The following is a 24,137-nucleotide window of genomic DNA, read 5'->3' as shown; positions in this document are numbered from 1 at the left end:
ACCAGGGTATTGGTACTGTCTGGTCAAACCGTACCGGAATTGGCGTCGGACTGTAGTGGAATGGCCTGGGTATTGCCTAACCATTGCCTAAGTATTGCCTGAGGATTGCCTGGCGCACTAGTATATCCAGAGCATCCCCAGGCAGTCTGCGTACAGTATCCAGGCAATATCCCCACCATTACCCTACCATGTTGCTACCATTCCGGTACAAATAACACTACCAATTTGTGCCATTTAACTAAATTCCTACATCGTTTAAGCAAATTGGTTTCTGTTAGATATTGATCTAAATCAACTTGCTTTCTGACCGGCAATAAAGGGGTTTACTAACCGTTATAGACCTAACCCATTTACATTAAACCCCTTACGATATGCTTTGCACTACCCTATTTATTTCCATGCCCGGAGGCAGCGAATGGATATTGATAATAATTGCCTTTTCCCTTTACTTTCTCCCCTCAATTATCGCGAATGCCCGCAAAAATTCAAATGCTACAGCCATAACCCTTCTCAACCTTTTTCTGGGTTGGACAGTCATTGGTTGGATTACAGCCCTAATTTGGGCGTTTGCTTCCAGTTCCAAACATGCGCCTACTATAGTTGTTCATAACACCAGCCAGTCATACTCCCAGGAATATAAGGCAGAACATCCCCAGCCTAAACAACAAATGCAGCCTGAAGTATCAAGCACTAAATTGTTAACCCAACAGGATAAGATAGACCATCTCCGTCAGTTGAAGCAATTGCTGGATGAAGGGGTGCTTACCAGCGAAGAGTTTAATTCGCAGAAGGCGGTGGTGTTGGGGCAGTGATTTATAGCAGTCTTCTTCAATCGTTCAATACTATTAACCTAAATCAATGAATTATACAGATCGGATTCTCCCTACCAATAAGGGACTTACCACATTTTTAGATGAACTCTTAAATAAAAATTATCAAATACCTACGTTCCAGCGGGAGGTTGTTTGGGAAAGAGAAAATGTAAAAAAACTATGGGACAGCATCTATAAATTTTACCCACTGGGGAGTATTCTCATTTGGAAAACTGATCTAAAGCTACAGAACCACAGGCAAATCGGTGGGCATTTGATCACTGATACAAATTTTACAAGAAACGGAATATCAGTATATATTAGACGGCCAACAACGTACAACATCTCTACTTACTTCACTTTATGGCGGAAATATTGAAGGTAAAAATGGATTTGATCCAACATTGTATGTTGATCTCACTATTCCAATAGACAGTGACACCGATGACGAAAGTTACAGAAACCGTTTTTTGTTTTGGGATGAAATTGATGATAGAAATGGGGAACTTCGGTATAATACCGGCAAAAAAATCAGGTTTAATGAAGGGCTGATAGTAAAGCTCATTGATGTCAAAAATGCTTTCGGTAACGTTGAGCGGAAACTCATAGATCATTCCAACCCTGATTTCAAAGACTACGATCACCAGGTTCGAATAGAATTAAGAAGAATAAAAGAGATCCTTGATAATTATCGGGTCTCATTTATTGAAGTAAAAGGAATACAAATTTCTGAAGTATGCCAGATTTTTGAACGAATCAATCAGGCTGGAAAACCTTTGAATATTTTTGACATTGTAGTTGCCAAAACATTCAAACCAATAACAAATGGAGAGCCTGGATTTTATTTAAGAGAATTGATCGATGATTTTAGAAATACAAACAATAGCCAGTTTTTGCAAATTAACGACCTGGACTATCTCCATGCCCTTGCCGTTCTTATAAATTTGGGTGTTGATAATAGTGGAGTTAGAAATATTACTGATAGATATCTGAATGAAATAAAAACCGAGCATATACTTGAAGTTTGGGAAGATGCAAAAAAGGCATTACTTAAAACGTTTGACTTCTTTGAAAATCATTTGCAGCTCAAAACACCGCATCTAATACCTTTTAGATATTTTTATTTCACCATCACAGCATATTTTTATCAAAATCAGTCGCCTAATTACGATTTCCTAAAAAAGTATTTCTGGTTTTATAGCTTTCATAATCAGGAACTGTTAAGTAACACAACACATCTATTTCAACATATCGGTTTCTTAGATATAGAAAAATACAAAAATGAATATAAATTTGACCGTTTCCTGATCAATAAAGAAACTCTTCGGTCAGCATCGTATAGCTCAAGAGGTAGAATGAGCCGCGCTTTATTATCATTGTTTGCCAGTATGAAGCCAAAAGATTGGGAACATTGTGACCGGGAAGTTTTGGCCCATAACCTTTTCTTTTCTACCGACAAGCCAAACCTCCACCATATCTTTCCAACAAATTCAGAATATATTTTAAGTAATCAGCACCTTAATAACATCAGCAATAATTCACTTTTGAATATCGCTTACCTTACGCAAATCACTAACCTTGATATTACCAACCGAAACCCGCTCGAATATTTAAGGGATTATGACAACCCGGAATTTCATGCAATAATGCCAGGCCATTTTTTGCCTTCAAAAATTATGCAATGGGCAAGAAATAACGATATGCCTACCAATGCGCTTGATATCTTTGTTGAGGAAAGGCTTACGTTGATATTGGATAATTTGAAGCAAAAACTTTCAGGAATTACTTTCGAAGAATTTGACACCTCAGTGGTAGCTGCAGAAATTGTAGAGGCTGCCATATCATAATATATATTAAGAATGTTAAACGAAAATAATATTGTTTCATTACTGGCGGAACACTTAAAAAGAAATGGATATAAAATCAATCAAGCTCTTTTAACCCATCAACAAGGCATTGATATCATTGCTGAAAGCACAAAACACATGCTTTATATTGAAGCAAAGGGAGAGACAAGCTCAAAAGAAGACTCAGATCGATATGGTGATCCTTTCAATAACAGCCAGATAATATCTCATGTTTCAAGAGCAATTCTTGCATCAATGAAAATATTACATGATAAACCAGCAGGTTCTAAAACCAAGGCAGGAATAGCATTGCCCGATACTCCTCCCCATAGGGACTTAGTAGAAAAAGTATTTAATCCAATTAAAACATTAGGAATTAAAGTATTTTTTGTATCGGATAAAAATGTAGTGGAGCAATAAAAACAAATAATATCGAATAAGAAAATAATGCACCCAACCTACCTCACCCTCTCCACCCAATTCCGCTCCCTCAACGAAGCCCACGCCCATTCCATCCTCTCCCATCAATACGCCCGGGAAGATTTCTTTGCCCAAAGCATCCCTGGCGCGGTTAAAATCATCTATATAATTTCCGCCAATTGTCTTTGACCAAATAACCTTTCCGTTATTTTCTAATTTGGCTTTTACTCAAAGGGTATTGGGTTACAAAATAGCAATTTTCCCGGCTTGGTTTGGTAATTGCATACCTTATATTTGCACTCTTTATCAATCAGATCATATGTCTAAATTATCTTTAAATATACCGCATTCGCAAACCCAGGAAGAAGCATTGAACCGTATTAAACAAATGCTGGGCCGCCTGCAGGAAGAACAAAAAGGCACCATTACCGATGTGCAGGAGAACTGGAACGGCCCCAACGGCAATTTCAGCTTTTCGGCCAAAGGGTTTAATATCGCCGGCTCCATCCAGGTAAAGGATAAGGAAGTGCTCCTGGAATCGGACCTGCCGTTTGCCGTGTCCCTGTTTAAGGGTCAGATCGCCTCCATTATTACGGAAAAAGCAAATGCGTTGCTTAAATAGTATCTGTAGACTAAAAACTTGCATTTTTCACTAATATTTTCTTTATTTGTCATATTAACACTATCAATCTACCATTATACCTCTGATACAACATTAATCTCCCTGGAAGAGCACTACTATTGGGTCGGCTAAAACTAAACCCGGATAACGATACATATGAAAACCGTACTGTTCCTGATCTTTTTCCCATACCTGCATGTGCTGGCGCAACCCGCTGTGTATACCACGGCCAATTGCCATTCGCATAATGATTACCAGCAATCGGCGCCCTTTTTCAACGCCTATAACCTGGAATATGGGTCCATGGAAGCGGATGTGTATTTAAACGAAAATGAGCTGTATGTGGCCCATACCCTTAAGGATGTGGAACTAAACCGCACATTTGAAAGCATGTACCTGACACCGCTGTCGGAAATGATCCGGAAAAACGGGGGTAATGTATATGCGGATTCCAGCCGTAAACTGGTGTTACTGCTCGATGTAAAAAGAGAAGCAGTCGCCTCCATCAATAGACTGATAGAACTGCTGATGAAATTTCCGGCCATTACCAGTTGCAAATCACTCACCATCCTGGTAACCGGCGACAAACCGCCTCACAATACCTACAGCTCCTACCCTTCTTTCCTGTGGTTCGATGGCTTATTAAGCAACAATTACAGTAAGGACGCACTTTCCCGCATCGCCATTCTGAACGATAATTTTATTAATTACTCCACCTGGACTGGCCATGAGGAAATACAGACCAACGATTGGGAAAAGCTGAAAAAAGCGGTTGACAAAGGCCATGCTTTGGGCAAAAAGGTAAGGCTTTGGAACACCCCCGATTTCATCGAGGGCTGGGCTAAACTCATCGAACTGGGCGTTGATTACATCAATACCGACAGCATAAAAGCCCTCGCCGAGTATTTAAAAAAGAACGGCGTAAGAAAAACGTAAACACGCTCATCACTTATATTGTAAAGCCTCCTGACTAAATTTCAGGAGGCTTTTTTAATTTCTTCCTTCTAACCGCTTTTTAATGCAACTTCCTGGCTGAATAACCCCTCTTTTAAAATTTGGCACATTTTTATCGGTATGTGACCGACCCAAAGTACACTTGAAAAATAAATTGTATACCGTATATTTTATGAATAGACTAATAACCGTAACGAAGATCTCTATTGGTACCCTTGTCTTTTTGAGTAGTTGTGTCCCTACCAAAAAATTTAAAGCCTCCCAGGCGGCCTTACAAAGCGCCAGAAACGACAGCGCGGCACTCGCCCAGAATGTAAGCAACCTGAAAAACCAGGTAGCGGACCTGCAGAAATCAGTGGAGTCGAAAAACAAAAGCATTACCGACCTGGATGCGGAAATTGACAAATTGTCAAAGGATATCTCTGACCTGAACCAGGAAAAAGTAAAACTGATAAATGACGCCTCCAGCAAACAATCCCTGCTGGCCAAGAACGGCCAGGAACTGGTGAGCCAGAAAAAGAAACTGGAACAGTTACAGGCATTAATGGACCAGCAAAAACAGGCAATTGAAGAGATCAGGAAGAAGATGGCCAATGCCCTCAATGGCTTCAAATCGAGCGAGCTTACTGTGTCTACTAAAAATGGTAAAGTGTATGTGAGCCTGCAGGAAAATCTGTTGTTCCCTTCCGGCAGCGCAGTAGTAAATCCAAAAGGTAAAGAAGCGCTGAATAAACTGGCCGAAGTACTGAACGTGAACCCCGATATCACGGTTGACATCGAAGGCCACACCGATTCTATTCCTATCCGCGGCAAATACCAGGACAACTGGGACCTGAGCTTAGCGCGGGCCGCTTCTATTGTAAGAATTCTTACGATCGATTATAAAGTAAGTCCTGAAAGAGTGGTGGCTTCCGGTCACAGCCAGTTTGAACCGGTTCAAACGAACAGCACCGCTGAAGGCCGGGCGCAAAACAGAAGAACGGATATCATTTTATCGCCCAAACTGGATGAATTGTACAAGCTGTTGCAAAATAACTCGACAGCTGTTAAATAAGTAAGCTCCCATAAAGTATGTATAGAGAGGCCGCCTCCATGTTTTGCAAACATTAGAGGCGGCCTCTTCATTTTACTTTATCACCAATATCATTCCTTTCTTTAATGAAGAATAAAGCCCGTTTAAAGCAGCTAAGAGCAAATTCGGATCATACGTTACCGTGAATTTTTCGCCACAGCGATCATGCGGCTTTTTATAATTTTTCGTTTTCAATTCTATGATCGCAATTGCTGTTTCATGATCTTATAATTTTTCTTTCCAAGCGAATCACCCAAATCGGCGGACTTCTTATATAACGTTAACGCTTTTTCTAAATCTTTTTCACAGCCTATCCCAGATTCGTAAAACGTTGCGAGATTATTACAAGCCGCAGCATGATTTTGTGCACAAGCCTTTGTATACCAAAAAATACATTTCGTTGGATTATACTTTGGATTTTCTATACTTAAATAGCTCATTGTCTCATACTGTTGCCCCAAATCATATTGGGCATCAGGATGACCCAAATATGCTGCTCTTTTAATCAAAGTAAAATATTCGTTATAAATAATTTCCCTTTCCTCCTCTTTTATTTGACCAGATAATTCATACATTTTTTCATGTACCGCCTTTGCTTTTAAATAAATACTATTCCCTTTCATTATTTATTTTTTACTTTTCCACCAATCAAAAAAACCTGGTGGAGCTGGTTTAGAAACTGTTTTTCCTGTACATTACAGAAAGAAATGCTGTTTTTTCATTTTAAATGAGGCAGAAAAATCAATAACTGCGAACCGAATCTTCATCACTGAGCAATTTCCGGTAAACGGGATGTAACAATACATCTTTATAATCCATCAAGTGCCCGGCCACTTTTATATTTCGGCTCACCAGCCTGATCCCATGACTGTAATCTACATACCAGTTTATGTGCCCGCCGTACAATGGCTGAATAGGTTTTCCGTTCAACTGGTGCCAGCCATAGATCACAACATTGCGGCCGGTGATCTTTCCACTGCTTACCACATCTTTTTTTATCCCCGCTATCAGTCCTTTTTTCCCTTTTCGCTGTCCTTCAATGATCAGGTGATGATGCCAGAAAGTGATGGCGCTATCGCGGAACGCATACAAAGGCACCGGCTCCAGCTTAACGCTGGCTTGCGAATAAATATCATTCACCATTTTTCGGGTAGGCAAAAAGCAATGAAGGCTGTCGGCAATGATTTGCGCAGTTATGGGTGTTAAGGGTACCCTTGCCCAATCTTTCGCATTTCCAATGCTCACGTAATCCGGCGTTACATAAAAGGTAGCTTTAATTGTGTGGCCGGTACTATCTGTAATGGATGTATGCACCCGTTTAAGCTTTCGCAGGAAGGGCGGCACATTACCCGATAAGATCTGTTGTTGGGCAATAGGCTCCCGGGTATCCCATTTCATACTGTCGGCCAGGCGATAAAATTCCCGCCCGGTCATAGCGCCGGACGGTCTTGCCGGAAAAGGAAGGCGGTGACAGGAAGTGAGGAGTAATAATAAGGCAATAAGTTGAACCAGAACCGGCTTTTTCATTGGCTAATTTCTGCAAAAAAAGAAAAATAAAGGAATTTATGATTTTCCGGGATTAGATTAACTTAGTAGTATGTCCAGATCAATTCTCAAAGAAGCGCCCCCTTTGACCAAGTCGGACTGCTTCTCATTGTTTGCCAGATTCAAAACGGAATTCGATTTCCCCCTGCATTTTCATGAGGAATATGAATTGAACTTTATTGAAAACGCCAAAGGCGTCAAACGCGTAGTGGGTGACAGTATGGAGGAGATCGATGACCTGGAACTGGTGCTGGTTGGGCCTAATATCCCGCATGCCTGGTTTACCCACAAATGCCAAAGCGACAAGATCTTCGAGGTAACCATCCAGTTTCACCGCGACCTGTTTCATGAAACCATGCTGAAGCGGACCCAGCTCAATTCCATTCGCGAACTGTTTGAACAATCCATCAAAGGCATCCTGTTCTCCAAAGAAACGATCAAACGCGTGGCGCCGCTGATCAAAGAACTGGAACACAAAACGGGGTTTGATTCACTCGTGGGACTGATGATCGTGCTGAACGAACTGGCCATCGCTACGGATTCCCGTTACCTCTCGGGGGAGAAGATCTACAATGCGGATTATATCTATATGGACAGTGTGCGCATGGAAAAGCTGATCGAGTTTATGAATGCCAACTTCAACCGCCCGGTACGGCTGGCAGAAGCGGCCACGCTGGTAAACATGGCCGAGACTGCTTTCAGCCGTTTCTTTAAAACCAAAACGGGGGTGAACTTTGTTGATTTTCTAAATGATATCCGCCTGGGGCATGCCGCCCGCCTGCTGATTGATACAAAAGATTCCATTGCTGAAATTGCCAGCGCCTGCGGCTTTACCAACATCTCCAATTTCAACCGCACTTTTAAACGTCAAAAAGGTCTAACGCCAAAAGACTTTCGCCACAAACACGGCAATGTGGGCGAACGGATCTTCTTTTAACCGGCTTTTACAATTTTGATAGTATGTTTCTTTGGTTGATTGAGGGTATACATTTCATTTACCAATGCATCTATCTGCCGCTGCCAGCTGGCACGTACGGCTGCATATCTTGCTGCCCGATAGTTATCGCGCTTGGAGGCAACCGCCCAATCCCGTGTGGCTCTTGACGCTACAGAATCCATCGCCACTTTGTTATCGTTGAACTGCATGCCGATCTCTTTCAGGTAATTGAACTGTAACCAGTAATAAGCACGCAGCTTCGATTCCAGCGCCATGCGCTCTTCATTCAGCAACAACACCGTCATGGCCTGATCGTACTGCGGGGTGGTTTTCACCAGCGCCAGGTTTATCCCCGCGCCCAGTTGTTCGCCGCTCCAGTTACCAATGGGTTTGCCATCGATCATAACACTATAATCACCGGCGGCCAGTCCATGTACGGTGAGCATTTCGCGGTTCATGTCTTCGGTAAAGGGAATTACTTTTAAGGCATCGGCCTGGCGCTGCGGGTTCTCCCACATCCGCGAAACCGTATCCTGCGGGAAAGGCAGAGAATTGGCGAGGTAATCCACCTGTACGGTACCGGGTGTTACTGACAATGCGGAGAGCTGACAATTTTCCTGGTGCTGTATTTTCTTTGCCGCGGCGTCGATAGCAATGTCGGCAACGGGTTTTCCTGCCAGTCCCTGTTGTTTTAAAAACAACCATGCCATTACAAAATGTCCGGCATTACCGGGATGAATGCGGTCGGAACTGGTGAGGGTAAAGGCCGAATCTTTTCTTTGCTCCCGCAGCGTTATTTCTGTCATGGGATGCAGGAAGTCAACAAAACCCCAATGGTTGTCCTGCGCTGCTTTTTCCTGGAAAGCTGCAATGGTATTCATCGACAGACTTTTCTTTGGGAAATAGTTCTTGGGGTTCTTCATGGTCTCATCGTACAACGAAGAGGTGATCATGATCTTTTTCGCCGGAACATAAGCTTTTAACTTCTGTTCGATGGTATCAAAAAAGCGTTTACTTTCCTTTGCTTTTTGTTGCCCGGTTGAATCGCCATTGCCACTCAGGTATTCAAAATAGCCGCTGTCGTTCATCCCAAAGGTTACACAAATGGTGGTGGGCTTTTTGGCAAATACGTCTTTATCGATGCGGCCTAAAATGTTTTGCGCTCTGTCGCCGCCAATGCCGCAGTTGTATACGGTGATCTTTCGTGCCGGAAAATGAAGCATGTAATACAACCAGATGTACGACTCGTAATAACCTGCCTCGGTAATACTATTGCCTACAAAAGTAACCCGTTCGCCTGCCTGAAAAGGCATCATCCGTTGCACCTGCGCCACACTGGCAGTTGACAAGGCCACTATAGCTAATAATGAGGAAACAATTTTCTTATACATGTTCAAATTTTATGGTTCTTATTCCAAATTGCGGGATGGGTAATTCCACCCAGCTTCGCCCGGTTTTATCGGTATGAATAGGTAATGTTTTTATTTGCCGGCCATCCAGTTCTACCTGTACAGCGCTTTTGGCAATGAAGCCTACGAACACTTTTATCACCGGGCTTTTTGCAGTTGCATTAAAGAGCCGGACCAGCATAGCATGGCCGTCATGGGTAATGGAAGATACTTCCACTCCCCTGTCTGTTTGCAGCAAAGAGCGTTGCCCTTCATCAGCGGCAGCAGTTGCTATCAATGGTTCGTTCCATTTGTTGGCTTCTGCCCACAACCCGGCTGCCTCCCAGGTACCCTTGTGCGGTAGTAATGCGTAATGGATCTCTGTAGGTCCGTCGAGGGTATAATTGCGGTAGAAGATACCGTTGCCTGAATATTGGATGGTTAAACCAAGCGGGAAGTTTTCTCCATGTGCATAGCTGGTGGTATGATCGCTGAACAGGGCCAGGCCGTACTCCCCATTCCCATCCTGTACATCCACCCAGTTCAACAGCACGTTGTTCTTGATGCTGTCCCAGCGATTGTAAAACGTATTGGTGAGTTTGCTTTGGGTTACATCAAAGGGTGCGTTCTTCACTATCTTTTGTGCTGCCAGGTTTACGGGAAACAGGGTCAGCAGTTTGAACCGGTCGTCGTAATATGCTTTTCTTACCTGGGTATCTTTTGGTTCATCATAATATTCGCCGATCGCTGGATTATCTTTCCAGTCTATTTTTAATTGGAAGTCTACCCGGGGTTCGGCTTGCTGAACAGTCAACGTTTGGGTAAAGGAATTACCGGCGATGCTGCCGTTGATGGCCAGTTTTACTTCGGCAGGTCCGTTTTCCAGCACTTCTATTGCAGCTGCTTTATCGGCGCTGGATTGCATGCCGCCGTTTTTGTAAAAGTTACCACGTAGTTCGTTGATGCCCTTTCCTTTTTCCACTAACTCTTTGTTACCAGATTGTTTCGCGATCCAACTGGTGATGGCCCCGCCTTTTGCCGGGTCTATCAATAGTCGATACAGATCCGTTTCTACCTGGTACATTCCATTATTCAATTTTGTTACGGAAGCGCCTTTTACCGATGGCAATGCATTCAACTTGTAGCTTGCATAGCCCATCGCCGGTACTTTTGCGCGGAACAACTGATCGCCATACCGCACCAACTCATCGCGCTCAACAGCGGTGGTATTGAACACGCGCACATATTCACCTGCCTTGCCTGCCAATTGCTGCGTAGCGCTTTGGGTGATGCTGTCGGTGAGGTGATTTGTGAAACCCGTCCACCTAACCACTTTATCAGCCCACGTATCGCCGGGTTTTCCATTGTATGGAACAATCCAGCAATCGTGGTGTTGCGACAATAGCAAGGTGCTCCAGGCGGCGGAGAAGCTGTTCTCCGGCCAGGTGGTTCCTTTCCATGCTGCCGACATCGCGGCCAGCTTTTCTGCCTGGATGATGTTGTTCTCCGAATGGCGTACACGCTGTGCTATTCGTTGTAATACCTGCGCGCCCCACATAAGGCCTACGAGGACGTCTTCCTGGGTGAAGCGCCAGTCTTTATCGGCCTTTCCGTTTGATATATTTTGAAAGTATCCTTTCCATGTAACATACTTCGTTGGGGCATACACGCCGTTGGCGCCGGTTTCATTGCCACCCCGCAACCAGGGACCAAAACTCCAGCCGGCGTCCTGCAAACACATACCGACGGGATGTTTAATACCATAAGCAAATGCCTGTTGTACATACTCCTTACTATTGCCCGAGGCAATGGTTTCCCAAATGGAATGTGGTTTGAAAGCTTCTATGGCATACCTCGGCGAGGTAAGTATGGAGCTTCCATCGGGGCCGGTCCAGTTCACCAGTTCACCGCCAAAGGCGCGGGTATACCCGCCCCAACAGGTGTTTGGATTCTTGAGTGAAGCATATTTAAATCCATAGGATTTTAATAGTTGTGGCAAGGCACTGGTGAAACAAGGCTCCTCCGATGAATAGGTATTAAACTGTATGTCTGGAAAATGCTGCCGCAGTTTTTTCATGCCGTAATACAACTGCCTGATAATACATTCGCCGGAAATATTGTACATATACGCCTGGCCGTAAGCCGGGTTCACATATTCAATCCGGCCATTGACCGATTGATCAGTCATCAATTGTTGAAAGGCTTTATAATTTATTGGATCCTGCACCGCAATACTGTCCCACGATACAGGTTCCAGTTCCAGGTTCAATTTCCAATCGGGATATTGCGCCAGCTTCTCCACCATGAACTTGGTTTGCCAGGCGGGCAGATGTCCGTAGATGCCGCCGTGATAGCCATCGATAAACCAGGCTGTTTGCGCGGTACCCTTCAACGCAATAAACAGGAAGATATAAAACAGTGATCGCTTCATTAATCGGTTTTTGGAGTTGGTTCAACCCAGTTATCGGTACGGAATGGAATTACAGGCCAGCCGGCGCCGTTATGCAGGCTGGTAACTGCGTAATTGGTAAACGCATACCGTACTGCCACCGGCTTTTTTACTTTATCGCTCCACACAACAATCCTGTCGCCATCGATGGCTGCCAAAGCCGGATAAAACTGCTGATCGGCGCCGGCAATGAGAAAGAACTTTGGTGCGCTGCTACTGTCTGTTTGTAAACCACCGGTGGTAGTGCCCGTTTCAAAATGAATGATGGCTTTTTTGCCGCTCACTTTCAGGTACTGGTATTGCGGTCCGCGCGCTGTAACATCCAGTTGTCCGTAAGTACGGTTCAACGCCGTTTTCGCTAATCTGATACCAATAGGCTTTTTATTATGCGGATGCAGGTTCTTTGCTTCGCCTACATCGATGGTGGTGACCATGGCCGTATTGTTCAGCGTTGATACCTTTTCCTGCGCTTCGCGAAAAAAGGCATAATCCGCCAGCGTAGGATCTTCTTTTTCCAGGAAGTAAGGCGCTACCTGTACATAATAGAAAGGCAGATCGGGTTGCTGAAAAGTCTGCCGCCAGCTTTGGATCAATGTCTGCGTCAACTTTGTATAACTATCACGCTCCTTTCGGTTGGCTTCGCCCTGGTACCAGCAAACACCCCGGATACTAAAATGCCGCAAGGGATAAATAATAGCATTGTATAACAAAAACGGCCGGGTTACTTTTTCAAAGCTAAAGCCGCCGTTGATTACTTCTTTTGATCTGGGACTGTTCAAATAAGGTTGCAGGTATACGCGGTTCAGCATAGTATCCGCCGCCAGCACCGGTTGCGGTACATAGGCCTGGGCGGCAGAAGCGCCAATTCCGCTGAAGATAATACCCACAGGTACATTCAGCTTTTGCTGCAGTTCGCGCCCGAAATAATAACCCACAGCGCTGAAGTCTTTTACCACGTTGGGCCGGCAGGTTGTCCATTTGCCGGAAAACGAATCATATGGCGTGGCGCTGAAGTTCAAGCCAACATTTAGCAAGCGCAAATTGGGATAATTAGCCGCCGCTACTTCATTATTCGCATCCGTTACTTCTTTCATGCTGAATTGCATATTCGACTGTCCACTGCATAACCACAACTCGCCTATCAATACGTTGTTCAGCGTAATTGTTGAAGTTCCGGTTGTTACCTCGATACTATGCGGACGATAATCGCCGGGTTGAACGGCGGGTACATTCATGAGGCCTGTAAAACTTCCATCGCCATCCGCCTTTATGGTTACTGATCCCTGCATCCAATCGGCATGAATGGATACGTCCTTACCAGCGGGCGCTTTGCCCCAAATAGTCAAAGGCCGGTTCTGCTGCACCACCATACTGTCCTGCAATCCGCTGCCTAACTGCAGCTCCGGATCGTACTTGTTGGCGTATCCTGTTACCGGACACCAACCAACAACCAACAATAACACAACAAAAAACTTCATACTACTTATTATAGGGTTCCACAATCAGTTTATAACCGCCGCCCTGTAAAAGGGAGGCGTCAAATTCTATTTCAATCTTTTTATGTTCACCTTTGAACAGCGTGAAGTAGTTGTCATTCATGATCGCAGGCAACAACCGTTCGCCATCGCTTGTTCTGATTGCCTGCACGCGGATGGCAAAAGCTACCGGCGCTGATGGATTGCTTACTATCACGTCAATGACCGCCTTTCCCTCTTTGTTCACCAGCTTAGACTCAAATTTCAGTTTTGCTTTTGGCAGTTTGCCCAGCGCGGTATAATCGGCCAGCTTGTTACTGCGCCAGTAAAAATTATCCGATACCAGTTTGCCCTGCGCATCAGTAAGTAACAGCTTTATAAATTGTACTTCCGTAAGGGCCGGCTGGTTATTGCTGTATACTTCCAGGTCGTACATTGAATAGCCAAAGCTGGTGGCCCTTTTAATGCCCTGCATTTTTACATAGCGGGCCTTTACCGGTGTCAGGGATATTTTTTCTACTACTCCCCTGCCCTCGCTTGTGCTGTATACATCTGTCCAGTGTTGCGCATCAGCTGATACCTGTATTTTATAAGCGCTCGCATAAGCTGCTTCCCAGTTCAGGATTACTGTTTTCACTATTTGTTCCTCACCCAGGTCAACATACACCCATTCATTATCGGAATAATTACTGCTCCACCGCGAGCCACTGTTGCCATCGGTAATGGCTGCAGCATCCGGCGCCTCTACGGCTCCTGACGAAGCAACCGCTGTTTTTTTATACGCCCGGTTTTCGGTGCTGAAGGTAAGATCAAAACAGGAAGTTGTGGTATCAGGCAACGCATTTATCGTAGCTGTTTTGCTATACTTTGTTTGCACCCGGCCATTGAGATCATAGATGATGGCTTCCGCTTTTAATCCCGATTGATTCTCCAATGTGGTATTGACCACCTTCACAGAATTATCGGCATAGCTCCATTGCACATGCAAGGGCTCGCAGGCTTTTTTAACACCCCAGTATGCACCGGTGAGGTCGTAATAATAATCGTAGGTCTGCCATACAAACGAGGGATAGGCGCTCTGGCTCATCCAGGTCATTACTCCCGAGGCATCGTTCCACATATGGTGCTGCCAGCCTTCGTATAAAGCCTTGTTCGTTTCTATATTTACCAGTTGCGCTTTACGGCAATAATCTTCTATGCCGGTTGGCGCGCCATAGCTTTTTACTGCAGCATCGTAGTTATCTGGTCCGGCATTGGCGGCCGATTTGCCAAAGAAATGTTTATCCCACATACCCGATCGTGGCCAGGCCGCGCTATCGGGCATAAACTTTTTAAAGCTCTCATAGGTAGTGAACACGGCTGTTCCGATCTCGGTACGAAAACCCCAGCCGGCATTTCCGCCAAAACCGCCGGGATACTTAGTGAAGTACCAGTTGGGATGAAAATTGGTCCAGGGACCGCTGCCGGTCAAGGCATCGGAATGCGAATTGGGCTGGTACCAGCGGTCGCCGCCATCAAAAGTTTTTACATCCTCGCGCAGCCAGCCGTTCAACGGAGGTAAGGGATATCCTTCGTTATCGCCACACCAAACGGCAATAGAAGCATGATTACGCAAACGCTTTATCTTCTCCACCGCATTTTTATTAAATGCGTACACATCATCGGGTAAATTGGGATGTGAATTGAGCCAGAAATCATCCCAGATCATAATGCCATATTTATCACAGGCATCATAGAGCTCTTCATCGGTTACTGAACCAATCCAGTTGCGGATCATATTCAGGTTCATCTCCCGGTGCAGTTTTACTTTCACATCGTACTCACTGCCGCGGCAACGCAACAGGTACTCGCTCATGCCCCAGTTGCCCCCGCGCACAAAGATCTTTTCGCCATTGATACTGAGGTGCAACACCCCGCCTGTTGTATCGTAACTGTATTTGCGAATACCAAACTGCAGGCGTGTGCTGTCACTCACCTGGCCACCAGCGGTATATTTGATGGTACACGTATACAAGTTGGGATCGCCATAACCATTCGGCCACCACAGCAGTGGGTTTTGGATCTTTAACTGCGCAAACTTATTGGTAGTAAACTGTATTTCCGTATGTTCTCCTGCACGCAAATGCACCGGTTGCGTAAGCACGATATTGCCTGGTTGAATGACGGCCGATAACTCGCCTTTTTCTTCTTTTGCGGACACATTGTTCAAACCCAGGCTCAATGAGATCTCCGCATTGGTTTTAGCTGGCAGTTCCGTACGCACCCAGGGATCGGCAATCACCACCCCGCCGGTAACAGACAGGTACACACCGCTTACAATACCCTGTAACAACCCGGGTACTGATGGCATCCAGTCCCAGCCATCGCTGGCTATATACGTTGGGCTGGCATGGTTGGCAATCGGTTTGCCCGGCCAGTGCACCAGCACAGCGAGCACATTCTTTCCTGATTTAGATAACAACTTCGTTACTTCAAAATCGCCTCTTTCCATAAATCCATCCAGCATTCCGATTCTTATTCCGTTTAAAAAGACTTCCCCTTTGCGGTTGATGCCTTTGAAATGCAGCCGGCATGTTTTGCCTGTACCCAACCTGGGTGTTGCAAACTCAGTCCGGTACCAGAAATTGCGATTGTATTTTTGCTGATCTACCTGGTAAATGTTATCACCGAAATTCGGGTCTTTCTCTAAACCGGCCTGCACATATGAAGTAAACACACAACCCGGCACCACGGCTGTCACCCATCGTTTGCTATCATAGCCTTCTTTATACATCGCTACACTATCGCGGCCAATTTCGTCCTGCGGGGTAAGCCTCCATTGTACCTGTTGTGAACTGTTGAGATCGATCCTTTCCTGTGCTGTTGTAGTTAAAGCGGCCAGCAATAAAAGACCGCCTGCCATCCTTGAATAAAACTGGTTCATCTATTTCGTTGTTAAAGAAAACGGTTTATCTGCGTTTAAAATACCCCGGTTGGTTGCGGGTTTATTACTCATGTCAAAATGTAATACCCCACCATTGGTGATGTCGGTATGCGTGATCCAGTTATGCGTATATTCTTTTCCATTCAGGGTAGCGTGCGAGATATATACGTTTTTGCCGTTGTTGTTTTTTGCTTCGATTATGAATTGCTTTCCATTTTCGAGGGTAATGGTCACTTTGGGAAACAAGGGACTGCCGATCACATACTGATCGGTACCGGGGCACACGGCATACAAACCCAATGCGCTCAGCACATACCACGACGACATCCCGCCCTGGTCTTCATCGCCGGGAAAACCTTTTTCTGTAGCATTGTACAATTTGTCCATCACCGCCCTTACATGCGCCTGCGCCTTCCAGGGTTGCCGCGCATAATTGTACAGGTAAATCATATGTTGTATAGGCTGGTTGCCGTGCGCATACTGTCCCATATTGGCCAGTTGCATTTCTTTCATTTCATGGATAATAGTTCCGTAAGAACCGGTCTTTATGATATTGGGCATGGAAAATACTGAGTCGAGTTTGGCGGTGAAATGTTGTTCGCCTCCCATCAGGTTGATCAGTCCCTGCACATCGTGAAAAACCGACCAGGTATAATGCCAGGCATTTCCTTCGGTATAGGGCCCGCCCCAGTCGAGCGGATCAAAGGGTGTTGCCCATTGACCATTCGTTAACCGTCCACGCATAAAATTGGTAGCGGGGTCAAATACGTTCCGGTAATTGTAGAGCTGGCGGGCAAACACATTTGTATAAAAACGGTTACCCGTATAAGTGGCCAGCTGCCAGGCGCAAAAGTCGTCATAGGCGTATTCCAGCGTTTGCGCTGTTGATCCCTGTGATTCGGGATAAGCCACATAACCCAACTGGTAATAATCCTTCCAACCCTGGCGGCCATTGGCGCCGCCCCAGGGCCCTTTGTTGGTGGCTTCGTGATAGTAAGCCTTTAACGCCGAATCGGCGCTAAAGCTGCGAATACCTTTTACCCAGGCATCGGTTAACAGCGAGATGGCATGGTTACCCAACATGCCCCCTGTTTCGGAAGGGAACGACCAGGCAGGCAGCCAGCCGCATTGCTGTTGCGCTGCCAGCAGGGCCTGCATGTACCGCCCTTCCATAGTGGGATGTAAAATGGTATTAAGCGGAAACTGGGAACGAAAGGTATCCCAGAAACCATTATCGGTATACATATAGCCATCGTGGATGGCGCCGTCGTACGGACTGTAATAAACAGGCTGCCCCTGTTCGTTATACTCGAAGAACTGGTGCGAAAACAGGTTGGCCCTGAACAAACAGGAATAGAAAGTAGCTTTTTGTTCTTCGGTGCCACCTTCTACCAGTACGCGGTGAAAGAGTTTGTTCCAAACCTGCTGCGCCGCAGCGCGTGTATCGTCGAAACCGGTGAATGCACCCAACTCCCGTTGCAACGTGGTTGCCGCCTGTTGCGGACTGATGTAGGAAGAAGCGATCTTTACCTGCACCACGGCTCCTTTGGGGAATTGCAACCAGGCGCCTGCGCCTTTGCCTTCCTTTTGAGTACTGTCTTTAAGGATGGTATTTTTTTCATTCTCCCAGGTACCGAAGCTCATGAAGGGCTGATCAAATTCCAGCACAAAATAATTGCGGAACCCTTTGGGCGTCCAGCGCGAATTATTCACCCAGCCGCTGATGCGGCGATGGGCTGCATCGATGTTCACCTCGCTTAATTGCGTGTAGCCATCCAACACCAGAAACCCTTCCTCCGTTGCGGGATATGAAAACCGCATGGCTGCTCCGCGTTCAACCGGCGTAATTTCGGTAGTGATGCCATTGTCGAATTGTACTTTATAATAATCCGGGCGGCCGGTTTCATTTTCATGATGAAAAGCAGCCGCTCTTTTGTTCTCGTCCACTACCAACGTACCAGCCACCGGCATCAGGGTAAACACGGCATAGTCATTTACCCAGGGACTGCATTGATGGGTTTGACCAAAACCACGAATGGTGTTGGCGGTGTACTGGTATTTCCAGCCATCGCCGTTCTTCCCCGTTTGCGGGGTCCAGGCGTTCATACCAAACGGCAGCGCTGTGGTAGGGTACGTATTGCCGTAACTGCAACTAAAATCAGAGGCTGTGCCCTGTAAGGTGTTGGCGTATTTCACCAGGTCGTCGTTTGCTTCAACGCCCCAATGGGTATTGGGTATGGGGCCCATCTCCAGTTCCAATACGCCGCCAGCCGCTACCTCGGCATGATCGATGAAGCATTTGTTATAAGGTTTCCCATTCAACCATGCCCGTTGAATGTAGACGTTTTTTGCATTATTGTTTTTGGCGATCACCGTAAAGGTCTTTCCCTTTGCATAATTCGGGTCTAACTGCATTTCTACCTTTGCAAACACCGGACTGGTGATCTCGTACCGTGTATCACCCGGACAAACGGGATGAATACCGGAAGCGGCCAGCACATACCAGGCCGACATCTGCCCTACATCTTCATTACCTACCAATCCTTCTACTTTATTGTGATACGCACGCGCGCAAATTTTGCGGCTCCACTCCTGCGTTAGCCAGGGTACATTCAGGCGATTAAATAAAAAGGGTACATGATGTACCGGCTCATTTGCGTGGTTATAGTAATCGTTCCACAACAGGTTGGCAGGGGTGTTGTTAAAGAAATGCAGCAGATCGGCGATCACGCTGTCCTTACCACCCATCAGTTGCACCATCCCGGGCACATCGTGCGGCACAAACCAACCCTGTTGATAGGGATTGCTTTCTACGGTGCCGTAGAATTGTTTCAGCCGTCCTTCGGCCGGCCATTCTTCCCAACTGCCATCTTCCTTCCGTGGCCGGAACCAGTGCCTGGAGGCATCAAATACATTCTTATAACTCAATGCCCGTTTTGCATACTTCATGGCGTCATCCTTTTTTCCCATGGCGGCCGCCAGGCTCGACAAACACCATTCTGAATACGCATTCTCCAGGGTATTGGAAATAGGAAAAGGTGAATTGCCGTAGGAGTTCCGGCGCTTGTCTTCCGGCTCGGTGCTGAACGACCAGCCCTTATCGCCATTGCCAAAACGTTCACAACTGTTACGGGCGTATTCATACGCCTTCGTCAAATCATAGTTCCGGATGCCTTTTGCATACGCATCTGCCAATACCGATACGGCTGGGTTGCCGATCATACAACCCGAATAGGCGTTCAATAATTCCCAGCGTTCAAAATACCCGCGGCCGGTTTCACCAGCCAGATCGGTCAATGAACCAATCAGATCGTTTACCAATGCGGGATTGATAATTGTTTGCAGGGGCATCTGGCTGCGGAACACATCCCAGCCACTGAATACCGTTCTGCGTGTTTGGTTTTCTTTAGCGGTGTGGATCTTTCCATCGCCACCGGTGTACGCGCCATCCACATCCGACACGATCCTGGGATCGATCATGGTATGGTACATAGCCGTATAAAAAACAGTTTTCTCTTCTTCGGTGCCGCCTTCTATTTTTATTTTCTCCAGCGCCTGGTTCCATAAGGCCCTGGCACTGTTATGCACTTTGTCAAAATCCCAACCGGTGATCTCGTGTTCAAGGTTCATTTTTGCATGCGCCACATCGGTAAAGGAAATACCGGCTTTCATCAACACGGGTTCGTTTTCTTTGGTAGCAAACTCGGTAAAAAAACCAAGGTGTTTTCCCTGCTGCTCGCGTGGTTGTTTAATAATTCCAATGGTGGCCGCCGCGGCGATCACCTGCTGATAACGCTGGCTCTCGATGTCTTCTCTTTTGCGCGTCCAGTCATTGGGAATAGCAGCGCTCCATACGCCGTATTGTTTCAGAGGTTTGCTAAACTGCGCATAAAAGTATACGGTATAGTCGGCATGGCCTTCGCCATTGCCCCAGCCCCCGCCATCGGGCGTACATTTCATCCAGCCTTCGATGGTATGTTCATCTACCACCCGTACATATTGTTCGGTGGAGGTACCCCCTACTCTTCGCGCCAGATCTATCTGGATGCGCGACTGGTTATTCGCAGGAAAAGTAAAACGCAGCATACCGCTGTGCGGCGCTGCCGTCATTTCTGCTTTTACTTTATACTTTGATAAGCCTACTTTATAGTAACCCGGACTTGCCGCCTCTGATTGTTTGTCAAAGGCTGACCGGTACCCTTCCTCCTGATGATCGGGCCGGCCAGCCGATGTTTTTAGTGTGCCCGTTGATGGCATCACTAAAAAATTACCAAGGTCGCCATACCAGCCAATACCGCTTAGCTGGGTAAAGGCAAACCCTTCAATGGATGTATGTTCATAGCTATACCCCGAACCATTGTCGCCACCCGTGATGGTATTCGGATTAACCTGCACCATTCCATAAGGCGTGGTGGCGCCGGGAAACGTTTTGCCTAATCCATGACTGGCACCTGCCTTATCGATATTGGTGCTGGCCCCAATAAAAGGATTCACATAGGAGGCCAGTTGTTTTATTTGCTGGCCGGCACCATGTAAGGTTGTCAACAACAGAGACGCCATTAAATAATTTCTCTTTTTATTAGTCATATGATCACATAGTCTGTTCTAAAATCCAATCTGCAAACCAAGATTCACCACGCGTTGCGCCAGGTAGGCATCACCCGCTGTATTGCTGGCCACCTCAGGGTCGGCCTGGTATTTTTTGCTTACGTTACTCCAGGTAACCAGGTTGTACGCACTCAGGTACAGGCGGCTGTTGTTGATCTTTAATGGCAGCCAGCGATGCGGTAAAATATAACTGAGCTCCACTGTTTTTAACCGGATGTAATGTGCATTGATAACCCAGAAATCTGAGTTATAGGCGCCCGGGCTATTGATGGTAGTGGGGTTGGTAGTCAACCTTGGAAATTCGGCGGTAGCTGCAGTGGCCTGGGTCCAGCGTTTTTCATGAATGGGTTGAAACTGTCCTTTGAAGGGTTCGATGGCTGTACCGGTGAGGCCCAGGCTATAACCAAACGCGCCCTGGAAAAGCACACTGGCATCAAATCCCTTGTACCCGATCTTAATGGGCATACCAATGGTGGTATTGGGCAGGTTGGGTTTGCCAATGTTGGTGATATCATTCTGGTCAATAACGCCATCACCGTTCAGGTCTTTGTATTTCAGATCACCGGGTTGAACGGTGCCAACCGGTTTGGCCACCTTGGGATCGGTAACATCGTCTGCGCTATAAAAACCATTGTACAAATACCCTTGCGGCTGATTAATGGAATGACCGGTTTTTGCCAGCCAGGGAAAGCGCGGTGACGCTTCGGCCATATACAGGATCTTGTTTTTTGCATAGGACCATACCAGTCCTACGCTGTATTGCACATTACCTATTTTGTCGTGGTAGTTAAAAGTTTCTTCCCAACCTCTGTTCACGGTAATACCAACGTTGGTAGGTGAAACGCCGATACCCAAAATCAGCGGCGTGTTGCCGGGTGTTACCAACTGGTCGTAGCGATACTCGTGGAAGTAATCTGCCGACAGACTTACTTTATCATTGAACAGGTTCATATCAAAACCGGCATCAAACTTCCTTGCCTTTTCCCAGGTAACATTGTTGTTACCCAATGCACCTTCGTAAATAGTACCGGCGCCCTGGTTGGTTTGTCCAAAACTATAACCCCCGCCGGTGTTATATATCTGGTTATAGAGATACTGATTGCCCGGCGCTACATCTGAGCCCACCAAACCATAGGTGGCGCGTAACTTGAACAGGCTTACCGCAGGCAACACGCCGTCGAAAAATGCTTCCTTGGCAATGTTCCAACCCACACCCACTGCCGGGAAGAAACCGTTGCGTTTGCTGGCCTGAAAACGGTCTGAGCCATTATAGGCCCCGTTAAAATCGATCAGGTATTTTTGTTTGTAATCGTAGCCTACCTTCAACGAATAACCGCGGTATTTATGTGGCACCTGTCCTACCACCGGTATAAAGCCGGTGTTATCTACATCCACCCGGTAACTTTCCTGGTTCCATAACAACAAGCCCGAAAAATGGTGATCGTTGTTAAACACGCGGTCGTAGTTCAGGTAGATCTGTACGTTGGTGCGTTGGTTGTCGAGATCGGTATTGCCCAGCGTTCTGTAGGTAGCATAGGTATACCCGCCGGTGCTTACGCCGGTATTCAGGTGATAGCTTGCATCGCGTGGATCGTAATGATAGCTTGGCGGAAAACCTCTGAATAAGGTAAGGTTGTTTTGTTCCACACTGGCATAGGCTACACGGCCAATGAGCGAGAGGCCACGGGTAATATCATCGAGCTTTTCGGTAAAACCCAGCAACACGTTATAATCGGTACGGCGATCGCGGCTATACCCCTGCGAGGCCAGTTGCGCATTAATGGTAGGCAACTGGTTTTGCGTATCATAGGCATAGGCCCAGCTGCCATTGGGATTGATGAAAGGCGCTGAGTAAGGATGTATTTTTGAGAAGTCGTAAATATTACCGATCACGTTCATGGCATAAGGCTGGTTGATGTCGCCAAAGCGCACGGTAGCATCCAGCCGCACGCTGAGGTTTTTGGTAGCCTGTATATCCAGGTTGGAACGCACATTATAGCGTTTGTAGAAATAGTTGCTGTTCACCCCATCTGAATTGGAGGAGAAATTCCGGATGCTGCCGTTTTGCGAAAAGGCGCCGCCGGAAATAAAATATTTGATGGTATTGTTGCCGCCCGAAATATCCAGGTTGCTGTTTGCCTGCATGGAATAAGGCTTGTTGATGGCCTTGTACCAGTTCACATTGGGATGCCCGTACGGATCGTTGCCTCTTTGAAAGGCATCGAGATCGGCCTGATCGAAAACAGGTTTCAGGCCATCGTTGGTATTTGCTTCGTTCACCAGTTGTGCGGTATGATATGCATCGAGGAACTTCGGTGTTCTTACCGGCGCCTGGGCGCCGCCTTCCAACCGCACGTTGAATTTGGGTCTGCCCGAAGCGCCTCTGCGGGTAGTAACCACCAACACGCCATTGGCGCCTTTGATCCCATAGATGGCAGTGGTGCTGGCATCTTTCAAAATAGAAATGCTTTCGATTTCATTTACGTTTATTTGTGCCAGTTGCTGATAGGTGTATTGAATATCATCCACCACAATCAACGGCTGGTTACCATCAGGATTTAAGGAGCTTACCCCGCGGATAAAATAATCGGAGGCATCTTTACCCGGCTGGCCTGAGCGCTGTTGGGTAAAAAAGCCAGGCAGTTTACCGGCGAGTGCATTCTGCACACTGGAAGTGGGTACGTCGCGAATTTCAGCGGCATTGATGGAACTTACGGCGCCGGTATTGGTAATACGTTTCTTTTTACCAAAACCTACTACTACCACATCTTCCATACCCTGCACCGCCTGCTGCATTACCACTTCCACTTCGTTGTCTTTTTTAACACTCACTTCCTGTTGCTGGTAATTGAGGTAAGAAATAATCAACACGCCGGAAGTGCCGCGTAATTTGATGCGGAAGTGGCCACGGTTGTCTGCCGCCACCACGTTTTGCGGTTCTTTCTTTTCGGTAATAGTTGCTCCGCCCAAGGGTCCGTTGGCATCTTTTACCACGCCCGTAACCACTCTGTCCTGGGCAAAAGAAAGACCGGGGAGCAGGAGAACAGCTGCTGTAAAAAAAACGATGAGCTTGTTCATATAAAAA

17 protein-coding genes are annotated in these 24,137 nt (G+C 46.4%); 9 read left to right on the top strand and 8 right to left on the bottom strand.

Annotated elements, in window-relative coordinates; all coding sequences use genetic code 11:
* Nucleotides 1–371: 371 nt before the first annotated feature.
* From NIAKO_RS36465 to NIAKO_RS06715, 8 genes are all read left to right on the top strand, one after another.
* Nucleotides 372–812 (top strand): superinfection immunity protein, encoded by a 441-nt coding sequence (locus NIAKO_RS36465; protein WP_014217657.1) that lies wholly within the window; start codon nucleotides 372–374, stop codon nucleotides 810–812.
* Nucleotides 813–858: 46 nt separating this feature from the next.
* Nucleotides 859–1,191 (top strand): DUF262 domain-containing protein, encoded by a 333-nt coding sequence (locus NIAKO_RS39700; protein ID WP_014217656.1) that lies wholly within the window; start codon nucleotides 859–861, stop codon nucleotides 1,189–1,191.
* Nucleotides 1,094–2,659, top strand: coding sequence for a GmrSD restriction endonuclease domain-containing protein (locus tag NIAKO_RS06735; RefSeq protein WP_207622484.1), 1,566 nt, complete (start codon nucleotides 1,094–1,096; stop codon nucleotides 2,657–2,659). Before NIAKO_RS39700 ends, NIAKO_RS06735 begins: the two co-directional genes overlap by 98 nt.
* Nucleotides 2,660–2,671: 12 nt before the next feature.
* A complete protein-coding gene (locus NIAKO_RS06730; RefSeq protein ID WP_014217654.1) occupies nucleotides 2,672–3,079 on the top strand; it encodes a hypothetical protein in 408 nt (135 codons plus the stop codon).
* 27 nt (nucleotides 3,080–3,106) lie between these two features.
* Nucleotides 3,107–3,268 carry a hypothetical protein gene (locus NIAKO_RS38420; RefSeq protein WP_014217653.1) on the top strand — a complete coding sequence of 54 codons (162 nt, stop codon included), beginning with the start codon at nucleotides 3,107–3,109 and terminating at the stop codon, nucleotides 3,266–3,268.
* A 130-nt stretch (nucleotides 3,269–3,398) separates the two neighbouring features.
* A complete protein-coding gene (locus NIAKO_RS06725) occupies nucleotides 3,399–3,701 on the top strand; it encodes a polyhydroxyalkanoic acid system family protein (RefSeq protein ID WP_014217652.1) in 303 nt (100 codons plus the stop codon).
* A 156-nt stretch (nucleotides 3,702–3,857) separates the two neighbouring features.
* The gene (locus NIAKO_RS06720) at nucleotides 3,858–4,637 is read left to right on the top strand and encodes a PI-PLC domain-containing protein (protein WP_014217651.1); all 780 of its coding nucleotides are present in this window, start codon (nucleotides 3,858–3,860) and stop codon (nucleotides 4,635–4,637) included.
* A 190-nt stretch (nucleotides 4,638–4,827) separates the two neighbouring features.
* On the top strand, nucleotides 4,828–5,709 hold the full coding sequence (locus NIAKO_RS06715; protein WP_014217650.1) for an OmpA family protein: 882 nt from the start codon (nucleotides 4,828–4,830) through the stop codon (nucleotides 5,707–5,709).
* Between the two features lie 215 nt (nucleotides 5,710–5,924).
* Here NIAKO_RS06715 and NIAKO_RS36460 read toward each other — a convergent pair whose 3' ends face one another.
* Both NIAKO_RS36460 and NIAKO_RS06705 read right to left on the bottom strand, forming a co-directional pair.
* The gene (locus tag NIAKO_RS36460) at nucleotides 5,925–6,350 is read right to left on the bottom strand and encodes a tetratricopeptide repeat protein (protein WP_014217649.1); all 426 of its coding nucleotides are present in this window, start codon (nucleotides 6,348–6,350) and stop codon (nucleotides 5,925–5,927) included.
* A gap of 118 nt (nucleotides 6,351–6,468) precedes the next feature.
* Nucleotides 6,469–7,254: a hypothetical protein gene (locus tag NIAKO_RS06705; RefSeq protein ID WP_014217648.1), complete on the bottom strand. Its 786-nt coding sequence runs from the start codon at nucleotides 7,252–7,254 to the stop codon at nucleotides 6,469–6,471.
* A 70-nt stretch (nucleotides 7,255–7,324) separates the two neighbouring features.
* Here NIAKO_RS06705 and NIAKO_RS06700 point away from each other — a divergent pair, with 70 nt between their 5' ends.
* Nucleotides 7,325–8,209, top strand: a complete 885-nt coding sequence (locus NIAKO_RS06700; protein ID WP_014217647.1) for a helix-turn-helix domain-containing protein — start codon at nucleotides 7,325–7,327, stop codon at nucleotides 8,207–8,209.
* Here NIAKO_RS06700 and NIAKO_RS06695 read toward each other — a convergent pair.
* Genes NIAKO_RS06695 through NIAKO_RS06665 form a run of 6 tightly spaced genes read right to left on the bottom strand, consistent with a single transcriptional unit; the run spans nucleotide 8,206 to nucleotide 24,130 of the window.
* Nucleotides 8,206–9,600 (bottom strand): SGNH/GDSL hydrolase family protein, encoded by a 1,395-nt coding sequence (locus NIAKO_RS06695; RefSeq protein ID WP_014217646.1) that lies wholly within the window; start codon nucleotides 9,598–9,600, stop codon nucleotides 8,206–8,208. The two genes, NIAKO_RS06700 and NIAKO_RS06695, sit on opposite strands and share 4 nt — an antisense overlap.
* On the bottom strand, nucleotides 9,593–12,028 hold the full coding sequence (locus NIAKO_RS06690) for a glycoside hydrolase family 38 C-terminal domain-containing protein (protein ID WP_014217645.1): 2,436 nt from the start codon (nucleotides 12,026–12,028) through the stop codon (nucleotides 9,593–9,595). Before NIAKO_RS06690 ends, NIAKO_RS06695 begins: the two co-directional genes overlap by 8 nt.
* Nucleotides 12,028–13,524 (bottom strand): sialate O-acetylesterase, encoded by a 1,497-nt coding sequence (locus NIAKO_RS06685; protein WP_014217644.1) that lies wholly within the window; start codon nucleotides 13,522–13,524, stop codon nucleotides 12,028–12,030. The genes NIAKO_RS06690 and NIAKO_RS06685 overlap by 1 nt, the downstream gene beginning before the upstream one ends.
* A 1-nt stretch (nucleotide 13,525) precedes the next feature.
* A complete protein-coding gene (locus tag NIAKO_RS06680; RefSeq protein ID WP_014217643.1) occupies nucleotides 13,526–16,444 on the bottom strand; it encodes a discoidin domain-containing protein in 2,919 nt (972 codons plus the stop codon).
* Nucleotides 16,445–21,031 carry a GH92 family glycosyl hydrolase gene (locus NIAKO_RS39285; protein WP_172642121.1) on the bottom strand — a complete coding sequence of 1,529 codons (4,587 nt, stop codon included), beginning with the start codon at nucleotides 21,029–21,031 and terminating at the stop codon, nucleotides 16,445–16,447.
* 18 nt (nucleotides 21,032–21,049) lie between these two features.
* Nucleotides 21,050–24,130 (bottom strand): SusC/RagA family TonB-linked outer membrane protein, encoded by a 3,081-nt coding sequence (locus tag NIAKO_RS06665; RefSeq protein ID WP_014217641.1) that lies wholly within the window; start codon nucleotides 24,128–24,130, stop codon nucleotides 21,050–21,052.
* Nucleotides 24,131–24,137 lie beyond the last annotated feature (7 nt).

Origin of the sequence: Niastella koreensis GR20-10, from assembly GCF_000246855.1 — a bacterium.
Classification (GTDB): Bacteria; Bacteroidota; Bacteroidia; order Chitinophagales; family Chitinophagaceae; genus Niastella; species Niastella koreensis.
This window is presented reverse-complemented; position numbering and strand designations above follow the sequence as displayed.